The following is a 17,306-nucleotide window of genomic DNA, read 5'->3' on the forward strand; positions in this document are numbered from 1 at the left end:
AGTGAAAGAGGTCGCACCATCATTGCTGGCCTCCGATCCAGCAATGATCTTGAATCACAAAAACCAAATCAATGGAATCCCGCCGCGATTCCGAGTAGCGCTGACAGACTCTAAGAGCGAATCTGAAAGATCGCGACACGCTTTCGCCCGCAAGCCGGTCGCTGAACCACACATCCTGAGGGGCACTCACAGACCTTCGCGTTCGAAGTGAATCATATGGGCGTGACAGGAAATTTCCTGTCGCGCCCATGCTTCTTCTAGGATAAAGAGACGCCAGCCCGGATCGCCTGTAGGGAAGACGATGACTATTCCGAACCAGATCGCCATTACACCAGAACTTGTTGCTGCCCACGGACTGAAGCCTGATGAATATCAGCGCATTCTTGACTTGATCGGCCGCGAACCGACCTTCACCGAACTCGGCATCATTTCTGCAATGTGGAATGAACATTGCTCATACAAGTCTTCCAAGCGCTGGCTGCGCACGCTGCCGACCAAGGGGCCGCGCGTCATTCAGGGCCCTGGCGAAAACGCTGGCGTTGTGGACATCGATGACGGTGACTGCGTCGTCTTCAAGATGGAAAGCCATAACCATCCGTCCTACATCGAGCCCTACCAGGGCGCGGCAACCGGCGTCGGCGGCATTCTCCGCGACGTCTTCACCATGGGTGCGCGTCCGGTCGCAGCCATGAACGCCTTGCGTTTCGGCGCACCGGATCATCCAAAGACACGCCATCTCGTTTCGGGCGTCGTATCCGGCGTCGGCGGTTATGGAAACTCCTTCGGTGTTCCGACTGTCGGTGGCGAAGTCGAGTTCGATCCACGTTATAACGGCAATATTCTCGTCAATGCCTTTGCCGCTGGCCTCGCAAAGAGTGACGCCATCTTCTATTCGAAGGCTGAAGGCGTGGGCCTGCCTGTCGTCTATCTTGGCGCGAAGACGGGCCGCGATGGCGTCGGCGGTGCTACCATGGCATCGGCGGAATTCGACGAATCTATCGAGGAAAAGCGCCCCACCGTACAGGTCGGCGATCCCTTCACCGAAAAATGCTTGCTCGAAGCCTGCCTGGAACTCATGGCGACCGGCGCCGTGATCGCGATCCAGGACATGGGGGCGGCTGGCCTCACCTGCTCTGCTGTCGAAATGGGCGCAAAGGGCGACCTCGGCATCGAACTCGATCTCGACAAGGTTCCGGTTCGCGAAGAGCGCATGACCGCCTATGAGATGATGCTGTCGGAAAGCCAGGAGCGTATGCTCATGGTTCTGCGTCCCGAGAAGGAAGACGTAGCCAAGGCCATCTTCGTCAAGTGGGGACTGGATTTCGCGATCGTCGGCAAGACGACCGATGACCTGCGCTTCCGCATCCTTCATCAGGGCGAGGAAGTGGCGAACTTGCCCATCAAGGAATTGGGCGACGAAGCGCCGGAATACGACCGTCCCTGGCAGCCTTCCGCTGCGCGGCCTGCCCTGCCCGCGGAAAAGGTTGCTGCTCCAGGCGATTACAATGATGCGCTGCTCAAGCTTGTAGGTTCGCCGAACCAATCCAGCCGACGCTGGGTCTATGAGCAGTATGACACCCTGATCCAGGGCAATTCCTTGCAACTGCCCGGCGGCGACGCTGGCGTCGTACGCGTGGAAGGCCATGCAAGCAAGGCGCTTGCGTTTTCGTCGGACGTCACGCCCCGCTATGTCGAGGCTGACCCGATCGAAGGCGGCAAGCAGGCTGTTGCGGAATGCTGGCGTAACATTACCGCAACCGGTGCTGAGCCTCTGGCAGCCACGGACAACCTGAACTTCGGCAATCCGGAAAAGCCGGAGATCATGGGTCAGCTGGTTGGCGCAATCCAGGGTATCGGCGAAGCCTGCCGGGCGCTGGACTTCCCAATCGTATCTGGCAACGTCTCGCTATATAACGAGACCAACGGCGTTGCGATCCTGCCGACACCCACGATTGCTGGCGTTGGTCTTCTACCAGACTGGTCGAAAATGGCGCGGATCGGGACAGCCAAGGACGGCGATGTTCTGATCATGATCGGCGTCGATGGGTCCCATCTGGGATCGTCAATATACCTGCGTGATATCCTGGGTTCATCGGAAGGGCCAGCCCCGCAGGTGGATCTGAAGGCTGAGCGTCGCCATGGCGATTTCGTCCGCGGGCTCATCCGCAACGGTCAGGTCACGGCTTGCCACGATATCTCCTCCGGCGGATTGTTGCTCGCGCTTGCAGAAATGGCGATGGCCTCCGGAAAGGGTGCAAAGCTTTCCCTTGGTGAATGCAAGGGGCTGCCTCATGCATTGCTCTTTGGCGAAGATCAGGCTCGCTATGTCATCGCTGTACCGGCCGATCTGGCGAACTTCGTCTGCGCAAGCGCTGAATCGGCGGGCGTTCCTTTCCGTACCCTTGGAAATGTTGGTGGCAACACCCTTGAGATTGACACACTGGTACGGGTCGAGGTTGCGCAGCTTGTTGAGGCGCACGAAGGCTGGTTCCCCACCTTTATGGCGTGACAGGCATCAAGACGCTTTGAGAATCCGCGGAAATTTGGCACTCTGGTCGAAAACAACCATACCTAACAAGGAAGGAACGACCAGATGCCGATGCGTCCCGGTGAAATTGAAGACATGATCAAGGCAGGGATTCCGGGTGCCAAAGTCACGATCCGGGATCTGGCAGGCGACGGGGACCATTACGCAGCCGAGGTTGTTGCAGAAGCATTTCGAGGCAAAAGCCGGGTCCAGCAACATCAAATGGTTTATGAGGCCTTGAGGGGCAATATGGGCGGCGTTTTGCATGCGCTGGCCTTGCAAACATCAGCTCCAGACTGATTTTCACCCGGACTTCGTCGATGGAACCATCACACGAAATCATAGATGCAATCGCATTTCCCGGCTGGAATTCAGCGGATTTCGTGATAATAAGCTAACCATAATATCTGGACCTTGACTCCAGATAAGAAAAGGAAATCGATCATGAGCGGTATTCATGAGCTGATCGACAGCGAAGTGAAGGGCAACGATGTCGTGCTTTTCATGAAGGGAACACCTCAGTTCCCACAATGTGGTTTTTCGGGTCAGGTCGTACAGATTCTCGATTACCTCGGCGTAGATTACAAAGGCGTCAACGTTCTTGCCGACGCTGAGATCCGCCAGGGCATCAAGGACTATTCAAACTGGCCGACCATTCCCCAGCTCTACATCAAGGGCGAATTCGTAGGCGGCTGCGATATCGTGCGCGAGATGTTCCAGTCTGGAGAGTTGCAGACCCATTTTCAGGATCAGGGCATCGCCGTACGCGGCGCCGCCTAAACGAGCCTCAATCAGCTTCGCTGACTGAATTTCAAGTTTGAGGCGCCGCTGTTTTGCGGCGCTTTTTCATTTTCGGGAAATTTTTCGTGAAACCTGCGACCAACACAGCTCTTGCACGCCTCCAGGGCATGGGCAAGGCAGAATTTATCGCCATGATGGCTATGCTGATGGCACTGAATGCCTTGGCAATCGACATCATGCTGCCTGCGCTTCAGGAAATTGGCGCCGACCTCAAGGTTGAAGACGTGAATGAGCGGCAGTTCATCGTATCCTCCTACCTCTTCGGCTTCGGTTTTGCCCAGTTGGTCTACGGACCAATTTCCGATCGGTTCGGACGACGTGCACCGATGATTTTCGGTCTTGCGGTCTATATTGTATGTTCGCTAATGATCGTGATTGTCCCCTCGTTCGGAATGCTCCTGCTCCTGCGGTTCATCCAAGGTGCAGGCGCTGCCTCTACGCGCGTCATCACCGTCTCCATCGTCCGTGATGTGTTCGGTGGTCGAGCGATGGCCGAGGTCATGTCACTCATCATGATGGTCTTCATGATTGTACCGATCATCGCGCCTGGAACGGGACAAGTCATCATGCTGGGCGGAAATTGGCACATGATTTTTCTATTCATCGCCATTATGGCAGCCAGTATTCTGGCCTGGATGATGATGCGCCTACCGGAAACGCTAGCGAGAGCTGATGTTCGCCCGCTCACGCTCAATTCGATACTTGGTGGTTTCCGCATCGTTCTGACAAACCGGATCGCACTGTGCTATACGATTTCGTCGACGTTCATATTCGGCGCACTTTTCGGATTCATCAATTCGGCGCAGCAGATCTATGTGGGGATCTACGGATTGGGGCACTGGTTTCCAGTTGCCTTCGCAGCGGTTGCAGCTTTCATGTCGCTGGCCTCGTTCATCAACGCCAGGCTTGTGGGCCGTTTCGGAATGCGCAAGCTCTCACATGGGTCGCTTCTCGGCTTTATACTGGTTACGTTTGTCTGGCTGATGGTTCAACTACTCAGCACAGAGCCAATGCCATTCCTCGTGTTCCTAGGTTTCTTCGCACTGGCCATGTTCCAGTTTGGTTGGATCGGTGCGAATTTTAACTCACTGGCCATGGAACCTTTGGGCCACGTTGCCGGAACGGCGTCCTCCGTTCTGGGCTTCATGAGCACGATTGGAGGTGCCGCCATCGGCGCGGTGATAGGACAAGCGTTTAACGGCACAGCACTTCCATTGATTGTCGGCTTCTTCAGCGTCTCAATCATTGGATTGATCTTTGTGTTGATTGCGGAGAACGGAAAGCTTTTCCGGCAGCACAACCCAAGAGTTTGATTCGATTGACCCCGATGCGTCTGCATCGGAGTCGATCTCGATGGCTTTGTCAGCCAATGATTTCGCGGCGCAGGATATCCCAACTCTCCTTGCTGGTTGCCGCAATCAGACCGCCCGTAAATTCCGACGGTCTGTAGGGCGAGCCATCGAATTTTGCGACATGCCCTCCCGCTTCCTGCACGATCAGTGAACCGGCCACATGATCCCACGGCATCAGTTTATTGTAGATCACAAAGTCAACATGGCCGCTTGCGATCGTTCTGTACTCCTGCGCGGAGCACCGGTAGCTGGCAAAGAAGCGGACCTTCGCAAGGTTGGTGAGGACGCGTAAACGCTCCTCATCAAAGAAATAGGCGCCCGATGCCATCCCATACATCTGTTCGAGTGGCTTGGCCTCTGCGACCGCAAGACGCGCTGACTGCCCATCCGACCTGCGAGCGAAAGCGCCGCCTCCCTTCTCGGCCATGACCCAGTCATCGCTCATCGGATCATAAATGATCCCGGCCACTGCCTCACCTTTGTAGACAACCGACGCCATGACGCCGAACGCCGGAATGCCGCTGGCGAAATTGAAAGTGCCATCTACCGGATCGACGATCACCGCGAGTTCTGCATCCTTCAGCTTCCCCAATAGATCCGGATCTGACGCGACAGTTTCCTCGCCAATAAAAAGCGCCTGCGGTGCAAGACGCTCGATCTCCGCCTTGATGAAACGCTCTGCCTGTTCATCAGCCTCGGTCACCAGATCCGAAGGCTCCGATTTCCGACGCACGTCATGGGCTTCCAGGCGCCGGAAACGAGGCACGATTTCGCTTTTTGCGGCCTGTCTCAGAACATCCGCAAGTACAATAACATCAACGGGCATGAATGACCTCAACTCTTGGAGGAAGGCGTCAGACCCGCAAAGTCGAACAGGTGCGGGTCCAGCAAATGGGAAGGATTGACATGGGAAAGCGCCCGCAGCATCCGGTCCTTGCGACCGGGCATCTGCAGTTCCATGGTCGACAGCATCTGCTTCATGGCATTGCGCTGTAGCCCATCCTGGGAACCGCAGAGATCACACGAAATAATGGGAAACTGCATCAGCGCTGCAAACTTGGCCAGATCTTCTTCCGCGCAGTAGGCAAGCGGCCGCAGCACGAACAGATCGCCCTCGTCATTCAACAGCTTCGCCGGCATCGCCGCCAGGCGTCCGCCGTGAAAGAGGTTCATGAAGAAGGTTTCGAGAATATCATCCCGGTGATGACCCAGAACCAGCGCGTCGCAATTCTCCTCGCGGGCAATACGATACAGATTGCCGCGCCGCAGCCTGGAACAGAGCGAGCAATAGGTTGCGCCCTCTGGCACCTTTTCCTTCACGACGGAATAGGTATCGCGATACTCGATCCGGTGCGGGACGTTGATACGCTTGAGATAATCCGGCAGGACATCCTTTGGAAAATTCGGCTGACCTTGGTCGAGGTTGCAGGCGATGAGATCGACCGGCAGCAACCCGCGCCATTTGAGATCCATCAGCAGCGCCAGCAATGAATAAGAATCCTTGCCGCCTGAAAGGCCGATCAGCCACCGCTTCTGGGAGCCGAGCATATTGAAATCTTCAATCGCCTGACGGGCCTGCCGCAGAAGCCGTTTTCTCAGCTTGTTGAACGCTGTTGTCTGTGGAGCATGCGCATAGAGATCGTTGGGAAAAGAATTCTCAACGTCAGCCGCGTCGTCCATATCTTCAATCGGCGCTGCCAGCGTCACGCTCTTCTCCATTCGAATGAACCCGGTCTCGCAAGAAAAGAAACCGGGCTCTCATATTCTCGCCTCAGCCTGCGATCGCCGCGGCAACGACCTCGATCGCCGCCTCGGCTTGACTTCCGTCAGGACCACCGGCCTGCGCCATGTCAGCACGACCACCGCCGCCCTTTCCGCCAAGACTTGCCGAGGCAACACGGACGAGATCGACGGCACTGAAGCGAGCCGTCAGATCTTCGGTCACACCGACAACCGCGCTCGCCTTACCATCGTCACTGACAGCAATCAGCAGCACGACCCCGGAACCGAGAGAAGACTTGGCGTCGTCAACGAGACCCTTAAGGTCCTTTGCATCGACGCCGGTTACGGCCCTGCCGATGTACTTGACGCCGTTCACGTCACGAGCCTCTGGAGCAGCCGCGCCCTGAGACCCGCCCATGGCCAGTTTGCGGCGCGCATCCGCGAGCTCCTTCTCGAGCTTCTTGCGCTCATCCATCAAGGCTTCGACACGGGAATAGACATCGGTTGGCTGCACCTTCAGCAGCCCCGCCAGTGCCTTCACGCGCTCATCCTGCTCCGCAAGATAGGCGCGAGCGCCTTCGCCAGTAACAGCCTCGACGCGACGCACGCCCGAACCGACCGCGCTTTCGCCCAGCACACGCACCAGACCGATATCGCCCGTAGCGGAAACATGGGTACCGCCGCAAAGTTCGATGGAATACGGCTTACCGGCCTTGCTACCCTCAATGCCGGTGCCCATGGACACGACCCGGACCTCATCGCCGTACTTCTCGCCGAAAAGCGCCATGGCGCCTTCGGCAATGGCATCATCCACACTCATCAAGCGCGTTGTGACCGACGCGTTCTGCAGGATGATGGCATTGGCCATGTCTTCGACCTTCTGCAGTTCTTCTGCAGACATCGGCTTTGGATGAGAGACGTCGAAGCGAAGGCGCTCCGGCGCGACCAAAGAACCCTTCTGAGCGACGTGCGTGCCAAGCACTTCGCGCAGCGCCTCATGCAGCAGGTGCGTTGCAGAATGGTTGGCACGCAGCCTCGACCGGCGAGTATGATCGACCGTCAAGACAACTGCATCTCCGACCTTCAGACCGCCTTCGGCAATGGTGGCCGAGTGAACGAACAGCCCCTCACCCTTCTTCTGCGTATCGGAAACGGTGACCTTGGCATGATCAGTCGAGATCATACCGGTATCGCCCATCTGACCGCCCGATTCGCCATAGAACGGTGTCTGGTTGACAACGATCTGGATCTTGTCGCCGGCAACCGCCTTGTCGATTGCCACACCGTCACGAACGATCGCCAGTATGACACCTTCCGCAACCTCTGTGTCATAGCCCAGGAACTCTGTGGCGCCGAATTTCTCCTTGAGTTCGAACCAAACGCCTTCCGTCGCTTTTTCGCCGGAACCCGCCCAGTTTGCGCGCGCCTCAGCCTTCTGGCGCTGCATCGCATCGTTGAAGCCCGTCAGGTCGACGCCGATCCCGCGTGCACGCAGTGCATCCTGCGTCAGATCAAGCGGGAAACCATAGGTATCGTAAAGCTTGAAGGCGGTCTCACCGTCAAGCGAGTCACCCTTGTGCAAGGTCTCGGTCGCATCCGACAAAAGGGAGAGGCCGCGCGCCAGCGTGGTGCGGAACTTCGATTCTTCCAACTTCAGCGTCTCGGAAATCAGCGCTTCGGCCCGATTGAGTTCCGGATAGGCGCGCCCCATCTCACCGACCAGAGCCGGAAGAAGCTTGTACATCAGGGGCTCGCGCGCGCCCAGCAATTGCATGTGGCGCATGCCGCGACGCATGATACGACGCAAAACATAACCGCGACCTTCGTTTGAAGGCAAAACACCGTCGGCAATCAGGAACGCCGACGAGCGCAGGTGATCGGCAATGACACGGAAGCTTGCGGCCTGATCACCCTCAGCCTTGGCGCCGACAACATCTTCCGTCGCGGAGATAAGGGTCTTGAAGAGATCTGTTTCGAAAACGCTCTGCACACCTTGGAGGATGCAGGCCATGCGCTCGAGACCGAGACCGGTATCAATCGACGGACGTGGCAGAGGTGTACGCTCACCCGGCGCCGTTTGCTCGAACTGCATGAAAACGAGGTTCCAGAATTCAAGGAAGCGGTCGCCATCTTCCTCCGGAGAGCCCGGAGGGCCGCCCCATACATGCTCGCCCTGATCGATAAAGATTTCAGAGCAGGGACCGCACGGGCCGGTGTCACCCATCTGCCAGAAATTGTCGGACGTCGGAATGCGAATGATCTTGTCATCCGAGAAACCGGCAATCTTCTTCCAAAGCGACGCTGCCTCATCATCATCTGCATAGACGGTCACCAGCAGCCGATCTTTCGGAAGGTCGAAACCCTTCGTGACCAGGTTCCAGGCAAGTTCGATAGCACGTTCCTTGAAGTAGTCGCCGAAAGAAAAATTGCCAAGCATTTCAAAGAAGGTAAGATGGCGTGCCGTATAGCCCACATTGTCGAGGTCGTTATGCTTGCCGCCGGCGCGTACGACCTTCTGGGAGGTCGAAGCTGTCGTGTACGGTCTCGTCTCAAGTCCGGTAAACACGTTCTTGAACTGCACCATGCCGGCATTGGTAAACATGAGGGTGGGGTCATTGCGCGGCACCAGCGGGCTCGACGAAACAATTTCGTGACCGTTCTTCCGGAAATAGTCGAGGAAGGTCGACCGGATCTCATTCACGCCACTCATGCAAAACCCTTCTATACCGCCAATCGCGGTCCCCATCTTTCAAAGCTTTTGGCTTTTAACGTTCTCGCTGAATACTGTCCAGCTTAACAAGAAAACGGCCACGAGGTTTACACCACGCGGCCATTCGGATGATCATGTAATCACTGCAAGCGATGCATCAGGCATCAGGATCGCCATCGTCAGCATTGCTGTCCGGCCCACCATTCTGGAGGAAGCGATCAGCTATCAGACCGGCGTTCTGGCGAAGGGCGGTCTCGATCTCGCGCGCCAGTTCTGGATTTTCGCGAAGGAACGTCTTGGCGTTCTCGCGTCCCTGCCCCAGCCTCTGGCTGTTGTAGGAGAACCAGGCGCCCGACTTTTCGACGATACCAGCCTTCACACCCAGGTCGACAAGCTCACCTGTCTTGGACACGCCTTCGCCGTACATGATGTCGAACTCAACCTGCTTGAAGGGAGGCGCCATCTTGTTCTTGACAACCTTCACGCGGGTCTGGTTGCCGACAACCTCTTCCCGCTCCTTGACCGCGCCGATACGGCGGATGTCGAGACGAACCGAAGCATAGAACTTGAGCGCATTACCACCCGTCGTCGTTTCAGGCGAACCGAACATGACGCCGATCTTCATGCGGATTTGGTTGATGAAGATGACCATGCAGTTGGAACGGGAAATCGAGGCAGTGAGCTTGCGCAAAGCCTGGCTCATCAGGCGCGCCTGTAGCCCCGGAAGGCTGTCACCCATTTCGCCTTCGATTTCCGCACGAGGCGTCAGGGCCGCAACCGAATCGACAACAAGCACATCGACCGCACCGGACCGCACAAGCGTGTCGGTGATTTCCAGCGCCTGCTCGCCCGTGTCGGGCTGCGAGATCAACAAATTCTGCAGATCGACACCCAGCTTGCGGGCATAGACCGGGTCTAGAGCGTGCTCGGCGTCAACGAAAGCGCACACGCCACCTTTCTTCTGGGCCTCCGCAATTGTCTGAAGTGCAAGCGTTGTCTTACCTGAACTCTCAGGTCCATAGATTTCAATGATACGGCCCTTTGGCAAGCCGCCGATACCAAGCGCAATGTCCAGGCTGAGCGAGCCTGTCGACACGGTCTCAATTTCGACAACACTTTCGTTAGCACCGAGCTTCATGATCGAACCCTTGCCGAAGGATCGTTCGATCTGAGAAAGCGCCGCCTCCAATGCCTTACTTTTATCCACTGACTTTTCCTCTACGAGCCGCAACGAATTCTGAGCCATTTCGAACACCTTTAGGTTATTGCAGCCCCGCTCGCAACGAAGCAGCTACTGATGCCAAATGTACTCATTTTGTTCTAGTTATCAAGACCTCCAAGGAGCTGATTTCTATTGGATTCGCAAATTTGTTCACTTTATGTTTCTCATAGAGCTTTATCTGCTAACGTAAGCTGGCAGCCCTTTAGGCGCGATTGCCTTTGCGCCACACGATTCGCCTTGAACGCATTCACCAAAGCAAGCCATGCGCCTCTAAAACTGAAATCGCTCTACCCACACCATCTTGCCGTTGAATTTCGTTCCGAAGATCCTTGGCCTTCGCCTGCATCGACTCACTGAGTGCGGTTTCAAATGCTTTCAGCAATTTTTTGAACGTTGCTTTCTCGCGTGGGATAGGAGCCGGTGCAACACCTCGCCGCCGCAAACAGGAAGCCCAGAATGGTTGATCTCCAAAAACGGGCATGACAACAGAAGGAAGGCCTGCGCGGGCAACAGCATGTGTTGTGCCAGCTCCACCATGATGCACAGCCATCGCCACTCTTTCAAACAACCAATCATGCGGTGCGTGTTCGATAACTATAGTGTGTTTGGCGTCATGGCCGATCGTTTTGTCGAGACCACCCCAGCCTGTTGCAATGATCCCGCGCCGGTTGAGGGCTCGCAAGACGTTGTGAAGCAGGGCGGTTAATTCTACGGCACCTACATGGTACATACTGCCAAAGCCGATGTAGACGGGGCTTTCTCCATCGCTCAGAAAGTCTTGCAACCTTGTAGGCGGCTGCCACAACTCACTCTCGCGAAGGCTCCAATCACCGACAATCTTTATGTTGTCTGGCCAAGCTACGTGCCGTTGAACCAGCGAGGGACTTACGGCCACTAGTCTTAGATGGTCTGCTTTCAGCGTCCTATAAGGACTTTGACGCCCCATGGGACGCAAGCCGAGACGAGGCCTTACGTGCTCATCATAGGCTGGCTGAACTACGCCAATCATGCTGATTCGCGCCAGCCAGCCAAGACCGTAATTGATGGGGCCTGGCAAGTTATACATTGCCGCCGGGAGCGGTATGGGCGGGGGATTGTAGGAAGGAAAGCTTGCAACAAGCTGTGTTTCCACACACGGGATGCCAAGTCGCTCACCCAGTGCGAGACCTAACTGGCTGACCATGCCATTGCCGATGATGAGATCCACCCCCTCGGCAGCAGCCAAACCCTGTTCAGGCCAATTTACGGCAATATGGCGCAACTGCTTGCGGAAGGCACTCAACATTTCTGTGATTTTCAGTGCGCGACCGAGAGCCAGCTTGTTCGCACTCATCCATTCACGAAAATCTCCATCAAGATTAGCGAACTCTAGACCGTGTTGCTCTACAACAGCACGAAACATTGAGTGCGTTGCAATCCGTACGTCGTGCCCTCTTGCCCTAAGTCCGACGCCAAGCGCCACAAGAGGCCGCACATCCCCCTCGGTGCCGATTGTCAAAATCAAAATCTTCATCAAAAAATCACTTCAAATAAGACTAAGAGCAGAAGAAGTATTCTGTGAAATATGTGAAAATGTTTACAGGATTAAATGCAATTATGAGGCTCTTTCAGAAAAAGATATCCCCGATGTACTTAGGTGTCCAGCATTTCTCGTACAGCAACGGCCAGTTGCTTCAGCGAGAACGGCTTAGGTAAGAAGCCGAACTTCGCATCGGCCGGAAGGTTCCTGGCAAAAGCATCCTCCGCGTAGCCTGATACAAATATGAATTTCAGGTCCGGATAGGATTTCCGCAGTTCCCGGAGCAGGCTCGGGCCATCCATTTCGGGCATCACAACGTCGGAAACAACAATATCGACCTTGCCCTCAAGTTCTTCCATAATCTCGAGTGCTTCGGTTCCTGAGCCAGCCTCATGAACAGTATAACCCCTCGTTTCGAGCATACGTTTGCCACCACGCCGCACCGCCTCCTCATCCTCAACAAGCAGGACCACGGCAGAGTTTCCAGTGAGATCGACGTTCTCGCTAGTACCTGCGGACGCTGACTGTTCAGATACGGAGGCAGATAACTGCGGTTCCGATAAGGCGGCAGTAGCAGAACCCGAAGAATGCTGAACAACCGGCTGAGCCTCCGGAATAAACCGGGGCAGAAACACGCGGAAGGTTGTGCCGACTCCGAGTTCCGACTCAGGATAGATGTAGCCGCCAGACTGCTTGACGATACCGTAGACCATGGAAAGGCCGAGACCGGTTCCCTTGCCCACTTCCTTGGTCGTGAAAAAGGGCTCGAAAATCTTGTCCATGATTTCCGGCGGAATGCCGGTGCCATTGTCGGATACTTCAACCAGAACGAAGTCCTCGTTCGGCAGCCGTGCATTGGCGAAGCCGCCAACCTCATCCCGCGAGACATTCCTCGTCCTGATGCGAATCTGACCGCCACTCGGCATGGCATCGCGCGCGTTGACACACAGGTTGATCAGCACCTGTTCGAACTGCGAAAGGTCGGTCCGCACCGGCCAGAGATCGCGACCATACTGCACATCGAGCTTCACATTGGTGCCGGAGATCAGTCGATCCACAAGCATGCGCAGGTCGCCGACCACATCGGTCAGGTTCAAAACGGCCGGGCGCATGGTCTGCTTGCGCGAGAATGCCAGCAATTGGCGAACCAGCACCGCCGCGCGATTGGCATTTCGCTTGATCTCCATAAGATCGGCAAAACTAGCATCGGAGGGACGCGCCTGAAGCAGCAGGTGATCTGACGACAAAAGAATGGCGGTCAGCACATTGTTAAAGTCATGCGCAATGCCACCGGCGAGGGTGCCAACGGCATTCATCTTCTGCGTCTGCGCCATCTGCGTCTCGAGCGCTTTCTGCTCGGTCGTTTCGACGGCATAGATAATTGCGATCTCTTCCGGTGCCTCATCGCTCTCGTCGATCACCGCATTGACGTAGAAGCGAACATGACGCACTTCGTCACCCGGGTGGCGGCAATCAATCGGGGCGATATCGCCCTGGCGATCCTTCGCTGCCGCCAGCGCACGCATCAGGTCGGCGCGCGCCCCTTCATGGATGATGACATCAAGCGTTACGCCTCGGTCAACATCATCGCGCGAGACCACGCCTGCAAACAGCCGCAGGAATGGCGCATTGATGCGCAGGATCTTGCCATCGCCACCGATCGACGCGATAGCCATTGGCGTATTGTTGAAGAAGCGTGTAAAACGCATCGCCGAGGCAGAGCCGTCGGCGCCCTCTCCTCGTGGCCGGTCGAGAACAATGGTCCGGCTCTCGCCCGGAGCACCGTCTCGCATGGAAGACACACTGTGCACCAGTCTCACGGGCAGGCTCTGTCCATTCGCGCGTCGGAGGTCGAGATCAAGCGTCTCCGTCCGCGTCTGTCCTGCACCCGGCTGCACCGACTGGATAAGCGCCATACCCTCGCCCGCTACAATGTCGGTGATGTTCATCGAACCGGGCGCAAATTTTGTCAGGTCGAGAGCAAGCCATTCGGCAAGCGTTGCATTCAGGTAGAAGATTTCACCTTTCTTGCCCGCGGAGAAAAAGCCAACAGGAGCGTGATCCAGATAGTCTATGGCATTCTGGAGTTCGCGGAAAAATCGCTCCTGATCGTCACGTTCGGCAGTAATGTCGGAAAGCTGCCAAACATCGAACGACTGCTTATGGCTTGTGGACGACAGGATCCGCGCTTTGAGCCGATACCAATGCGCTCCTGAGCCATTTGCAGAACTACGTCCGAGCGGTTTCAGCAGGCGGAACTCCTCATGGCTCTCCCGTCCTTCACGAAGCGCCGCCGTCAGTCGGTAGAGAGCCTCGGTCGCTTCCTTGTTCTTTGAAAGCAGTGCCTCGAGAGATTGTGCATTGGCAGCCTTGGTCGCCCCGGTCAGTCGCCCATAGGCCGCGTTTGCATAGAGAATTCTTCCTCGCTCATCGGTCACCAGAATGCCGTCGGGGTGGCTGGCCAGATAGGTGCCCGAAAATTCGTCGGAGCGGCTCTGGGGCATCACCTCCACGAGACCGATAATGGACGAAACGATAAAGAAGATGCCGACCATAGCGAGGATGCCAAGGACACCAAGGACAAACTCGTTGTTCATGGCCTCCTTGAAGATAACGAACGCAATCGAGACACCCACCAGGATCAGCGCAAGCACAAGCAGCCGCAAAACGGTTCCGCTGCGTCTGCCGCGATCCACCAGCGGCGCATCCATGCTGCCTGTCGGCTGCGATTTCGTCATCACACCTCACACTCTCGACCCCGCACCCAAACCCGCGCCAAGCGCGAACGTGGAATCGATCCAGCAACTTCCATAGCAATTTGGCGAGGCCGCAAAAAGCGCCGCAGCAAAGAAACCCGTTGAGAAAGCAGTCTGCGGCATTGTCTCGCTTCTGATTCCGGCCATATCTCGCACTGCAGGATGGCCGAAGCGGTGCTTTGCATGGCCAGTTGATCCATGTCTTGCCGCTTGCTCAGGCCTGCTGGTAGTATGCCCCCCCTTCGTACGGGTCGAGATTGCTGAAACAATTGGAGTAGAAGACAACCATGGTGGATGAATTGATGACTGCCTACGGGAGCCGCCTGGTCATTGCCGTCCTTGGCGTCGGCATTGGCCTCCTGCTTTTGTTCGGCATTCTTTATCTCATCCGCCGTCGCAGCGGACCCTCTCCCTTTCTGCGTGGTGGAAAGAACCGGCAGCCACGCCTTCAGGTGCTGGACGCAGCAGCGGTCGACGCCCGTCGTCGTATCGTTCTGATCCGGCGTGACAACGTGGAACATCTCGTCATGATCGGCGGTCCAACGGATGTCGTTATCGAAAGCGGCATTGGTGCGGCGCGCGATGGCGAAGCGCTTGCCTATTCAACGGCCACCGCTTTGCCATCCGCCGCAAGTTCAGATGTTCGACTCGACACTCCCGCTCCACGGCCTCGCATCGCCGCCGCCAAGCCTGACGCCACTGTTGCGCCCACTGCACCAACAGCTTCAATTCAGCCGAAGACCCCACGTGCCGAGGCGCACGCATCGTCCGCGCCATCACAACGGGCCGAGCCGGTCAAATCCTTTGAACCGGTGGCGGAGGCGGCAAAGCGTCCGCAGGCGGGGCAGAAGAAGCCTGCCGTCATCGAGCCAGTCGTCTTGGAGCCGGTTCCCACGGTTCAGACAGTGACAGAACCGGTGCGTCCAACAAATGGCATAACCGAAGCATCAAAGGCGCCGGATATTGGTGCCGCCAGCGATGCGCTGGACGCAGCACGCCGGCGCGTCTTCCAACCGGCCGTGGACCGCAGCCCCGTGTCTGCGCCTGCGAAAACAGAACCGGCGGTACTTGATCCCGCTTCAGCAGAAAAGCTGGTCCAAGCCGATGCTCCGGTTTCCCCTCCGCCCCAGCCGGTTGCCAAAGAACCGGACATGGAGGCAGCAAAGCCGCGTTCTCTTGGAAGCGAATTCGATCGCATCCTTGAGGAAGAAATGGCCAACAATCTATCGGCGCAAAAGAGCGACCCGGCGAAAGATAGCTTCACGCCAATGCTGCCGCGTCGGGATCCGGCAAATCCGCGGGTTACCGGCGCGACGGCGGAGCCAATGCTACAAAACGAGATTGCACGGATTTTCGGTGAAATGTCCGTAACGCGCGATGGGAAATGACCATCAAATCAGAAGATTTATGGTCGAAATAAAAGAGGCACGCTTGTTGGCGTGCCTGGAAAGTTTGAAGTCAGATCGGGTCGAGCACGATTATTCGTCGCGATAAACCTTTTCCCGTCGCTCGTGGCGCTCCTGCGCCTCGATCGAAAGCGTCGCGATCGGCCTAGCATCCAAACGCTTCAACCCAATTGGTTCGCCGGTTTCCTCACAATAGCCGTATGTGCCGTCTTCAATGCGCTGGAGCGCTGCATCGATCTTGGAGATCAGCTTTCTCTGTCGATCGCGAGCACGCAGTTCGATGGCCCTATCGGTTTCGGAAGATGCCCGGTCGGCAAGATCGGGATGATTGGCGCTTTCTTCAGCTAGGTGATCGAGGGTTTCGCGCGCTTCCCTCAATATGTCATTTTTCCAGGCTATCAGCTTTGCTCGGAAGTATGCCCGCTGATTGGCATTCATGAATTCTTCGTCTTCCGAGAGGACGTAGCTGCTAAGGTCGATCTTCTCACTCAACGCAATTCTCCTGGAGAACAGCTCTCACGCGGCGTCCTATACTCCAACACACCAGACTTGCACAAGCCTTGTAAAGCTTATCAATACATTTTTAAATCTGTCATAAATTTTGGCTAAACGACTATATTTTATGCACTTTTATCGGCATCACTGCCAGCCCGCCTCCTCAACCCTGATCTGTGGGCGGCATGCTCTCTGCTAAAAAAGGTGGTGTTGACGGCGGCAACGCGATCTTGTTACTTCTTTTCGAGCCTCATAATCTAATGAATGTTTTATGGAAAAACCGAACCCGCCCCCATTCGAAATCTATCTGATGCGCCACGCTCACTCGGGTTGGCCCCAGCCAGGGGAGCGGGATTTCGATCGCGCTTTGGATGCACGTGGCATAGCGGAGGCAAATGCGGTCGCTCGCATGACTGCCAGTAGCGGATACCGGCCCGACCTGCTTCTGTGTTCGTCTGCGCATCGTTGCCGTGGCACGGCCGCCTCCGTCATCGAAGCGATCAATGAGGAAATGCAAGTTCAATATCTGGATGAACTCTACAACGCTCCCGTCGAAACCTATCTGGCGATCATAAGGGCACAGACCGTTGCTCGATTGATGGTGATCGGCCATAATCCTTCCATCGAAGTGCTGCTGGAAACGATGATCGGTTCCGACCCTACGGCATCAATCATTCCAGCGGGTTTCCCGACAGCCGGTTTTGCTGCGCTTGGTCATGATCCCAGAAGCGGATCTGCGCAAGGACCCTGGCAGTTGGGCGCTTTTTTCGCTCCATGACCATGGAGCACATCCAGT

At 56.3% G+C, this 17,306-nt stretch carries 13 protein-coding genes; 6 read left to right on the top strand and 7 right to left on the bottom strand.

The genetic code is table 11. The features are described 5' to 3' along the window. Window positions 1-301: 301 nt before the first annotated feature. The 4 genes from purL to MUU53_RS18400 all read left to right on the top strand — a co-directional run bounded on the left by purL (window position 302) and on the right by MUU53_RS18400 (window position 4,641). The gene (gene purL / locus MUU53_RS18385; protein WP_247262187.1) at window positions 302-2,509 is read left to right on the top strand and encodes a phosphoribosylformylglycinamidine synthase subunit PurL; all 2,208 of its coding nucleotides are present in this window, start codon (window positions 302-304) and stop codon (window positions 2,507-2,509) included. Window positions 2,510-2,593: 84 nt separating this feature from the next. Then, window positions 2,594-2,827 (top strand): BolA/IbaG family iron-sulfur metabolism protein, encoded by a 234-nt coding sequence (locus MUU53_RS18390; protein WP_062554311.1) that lies wholly within the window; start codon window positions 2,594-2,596, stop codon window positions 2,825-2,827. Window positions 2,828-2,971: 144 nt separating this feature from the next. Then, window positions 2,972-3,307 (top strand): Grx4 family monothiol glutaredoxin, encoded by a 336-nt coding sequence (gene grxD, locus MUU53_RS18395; RefSeq protein WP_247262188.1) that lies wholly within the window; start codon window positions 2,972-2,974, stop codon window positions 3,305-3,307. A gap of 128 nt (window positions 3,308-3,435) precedes the next feature. Then, complete coding sequence (locus MUU53_RS18400; RefSeq protein WP_247262203.1) at window positions 3,436-4,641, top strand: multidrug effflux MFS transporter; 1,206 nt, start codon at window positions 3,436-3,438, stop codon at window positions 4,639-4,641. A 49-nt stretch (window positions 4,642-4,690) separates the two neighbouring features. Here MUU53_RS18400 and MUU53_RS18405 read toward each other — a convergent pair whose 3' ends face one another. From MUU53_RS18405 to cckA, 6 genes are all read right to left on the bottom strand, one after another. After that, window positions 4,691-5,506, bottom strand: a complete 816-nt coding sequence (locus MUU53_RS18405; protein WP_247262189.1) for an inositol monophosphatase family protein — start codon at window positions 5,504-5,506, stop codon at window positions 4,691-4,693. Window positions 5,507-5,514: 8 nt separating this feature from the next. Further along, the gene (ttcA, locus tag MUU53_RS18410; protein ID WP_377307225.1) at window positions 5,515-6,387 is read right to left on the bottom strand and encodes a tRNA 2-thiocytidine(32) synthetase TtcA; all 873 of its coding nucleotides are present in this window, start codon (window positions 6,385-6,387) and stop codon (window positions 5,515-5,517) included. 64 nt (window positions 6,388-6,451) lie between these two features. After that, window positions 6,452-9,112: an alanine--tRNA ligase gene (alaS, locus tag MUU53_RS18415; RefSeq protein ID WP_247262190.1), complete on the bottom strand. Its 2,661-nt coding sequence runs from the start codon at window positions 9,110-9,112 to the stop codon at window positions 6,452-6,454. A 157-nt stretch (window positions 9,113-9,269) separates the two neighbouring features. After that, a complete protein-coding gene (gene recA, locus MUU53_RS18420; protein ID WP_062554308.1) occupies window positions 9,270-10,358 on the bottom strand; it encodes a recombinase RecA in 1,089 nt (362 codons plus the stop codon). A 223-nt stretch (window positions 10,359-10,581) separates the two neighbouring features. Beyond that, on the bottom strand, window positions 10,582-11,847 hold the full coding sequence (locus MUU53_RS18425; RefSeq protein WP_247262191.1) for a glycosyltransferase: 1,266 nt from the start codon (window positions 11,845-11,847) through the stop codon (window positions 10,582-10,584). Between the two features lie 119 nt (window positions 11,848-11,966). Continuing rightward, window positions 11,967-14,591, bottom strand: a complete 2,625-nt coding sequence (gene cckA, locus MUU53_RS18430; RefSeq protein ID WP_247262192.1) for a cell cycle histidine kinase CckA — start codon at window positions 14,589-14,591, stop codon at window positions 11,967-11,969. A gap of 305 nt (window positions 14,592-14,896) precedes the next feature. Here cckA and MUU53_RS18435 point away from each other — a divergent pair, with 305 nt between their 5' ends. Then, the gene (locus MUU53_RS18435) at window positions 14,897-15,997 is read left to right on the top strand and encodes a flagellar biosynthetic protein FliO (RefSeq protein WP_247262193.1); all 1,101 of its coding nucleotides are present in this window, start codon (window positions 14,897-14,899) and stop codon (window positions 15,995-15,997) included. A 90-nt stretch (window positions 15,998-16,087) separates the two neighbouring features. On the opposite strand, the gene dksA is transcribed toward MUU53_RS18435, so the two are convergent. Beyond that, window positions 16,088-16,507 (bottom strand): RNA polymerase-binding protein DksA, encoded by a 420-nt coding sequence (gene dksA, locus MUU53_RS18440; protein ID WP_062554305.1) that lies wholly within the window; start codon window positions 16,505-16,507, stop codon window positions 16,088-16,090. Between the two features lie 274 nt (window positions 16,508-16,781). Between dksA and MUU53_RS18445 the strand changes: the two genes are divergently transcribed. Then, window positions 16,782-17,288 carry a SixA phosphatase family protein gene (locus tag MUU53_RS18445; RefSeq protein WP_247262194.1) on the top strand — a complete coding sequence of 169 codons (507 nt, stop codon included), beginning with the start codon at window positions 16,782-16,784 and terminating at the stop codon, window positions 17,286-17,288. Window positions 17,289-17,306 lie beyond the last annotated feature (18 nt).

It is taken from the genome of Affinirhizobium lemnae (assembly GCF_022968395.1).
Classification (GTDB): domain Bacteria; phylum Pseudomonadota; class Alphaproteobacteria; order Rhizobiales; family Rhizobiaceae; genus Neorhizobium; species Neorhizobium lemnae.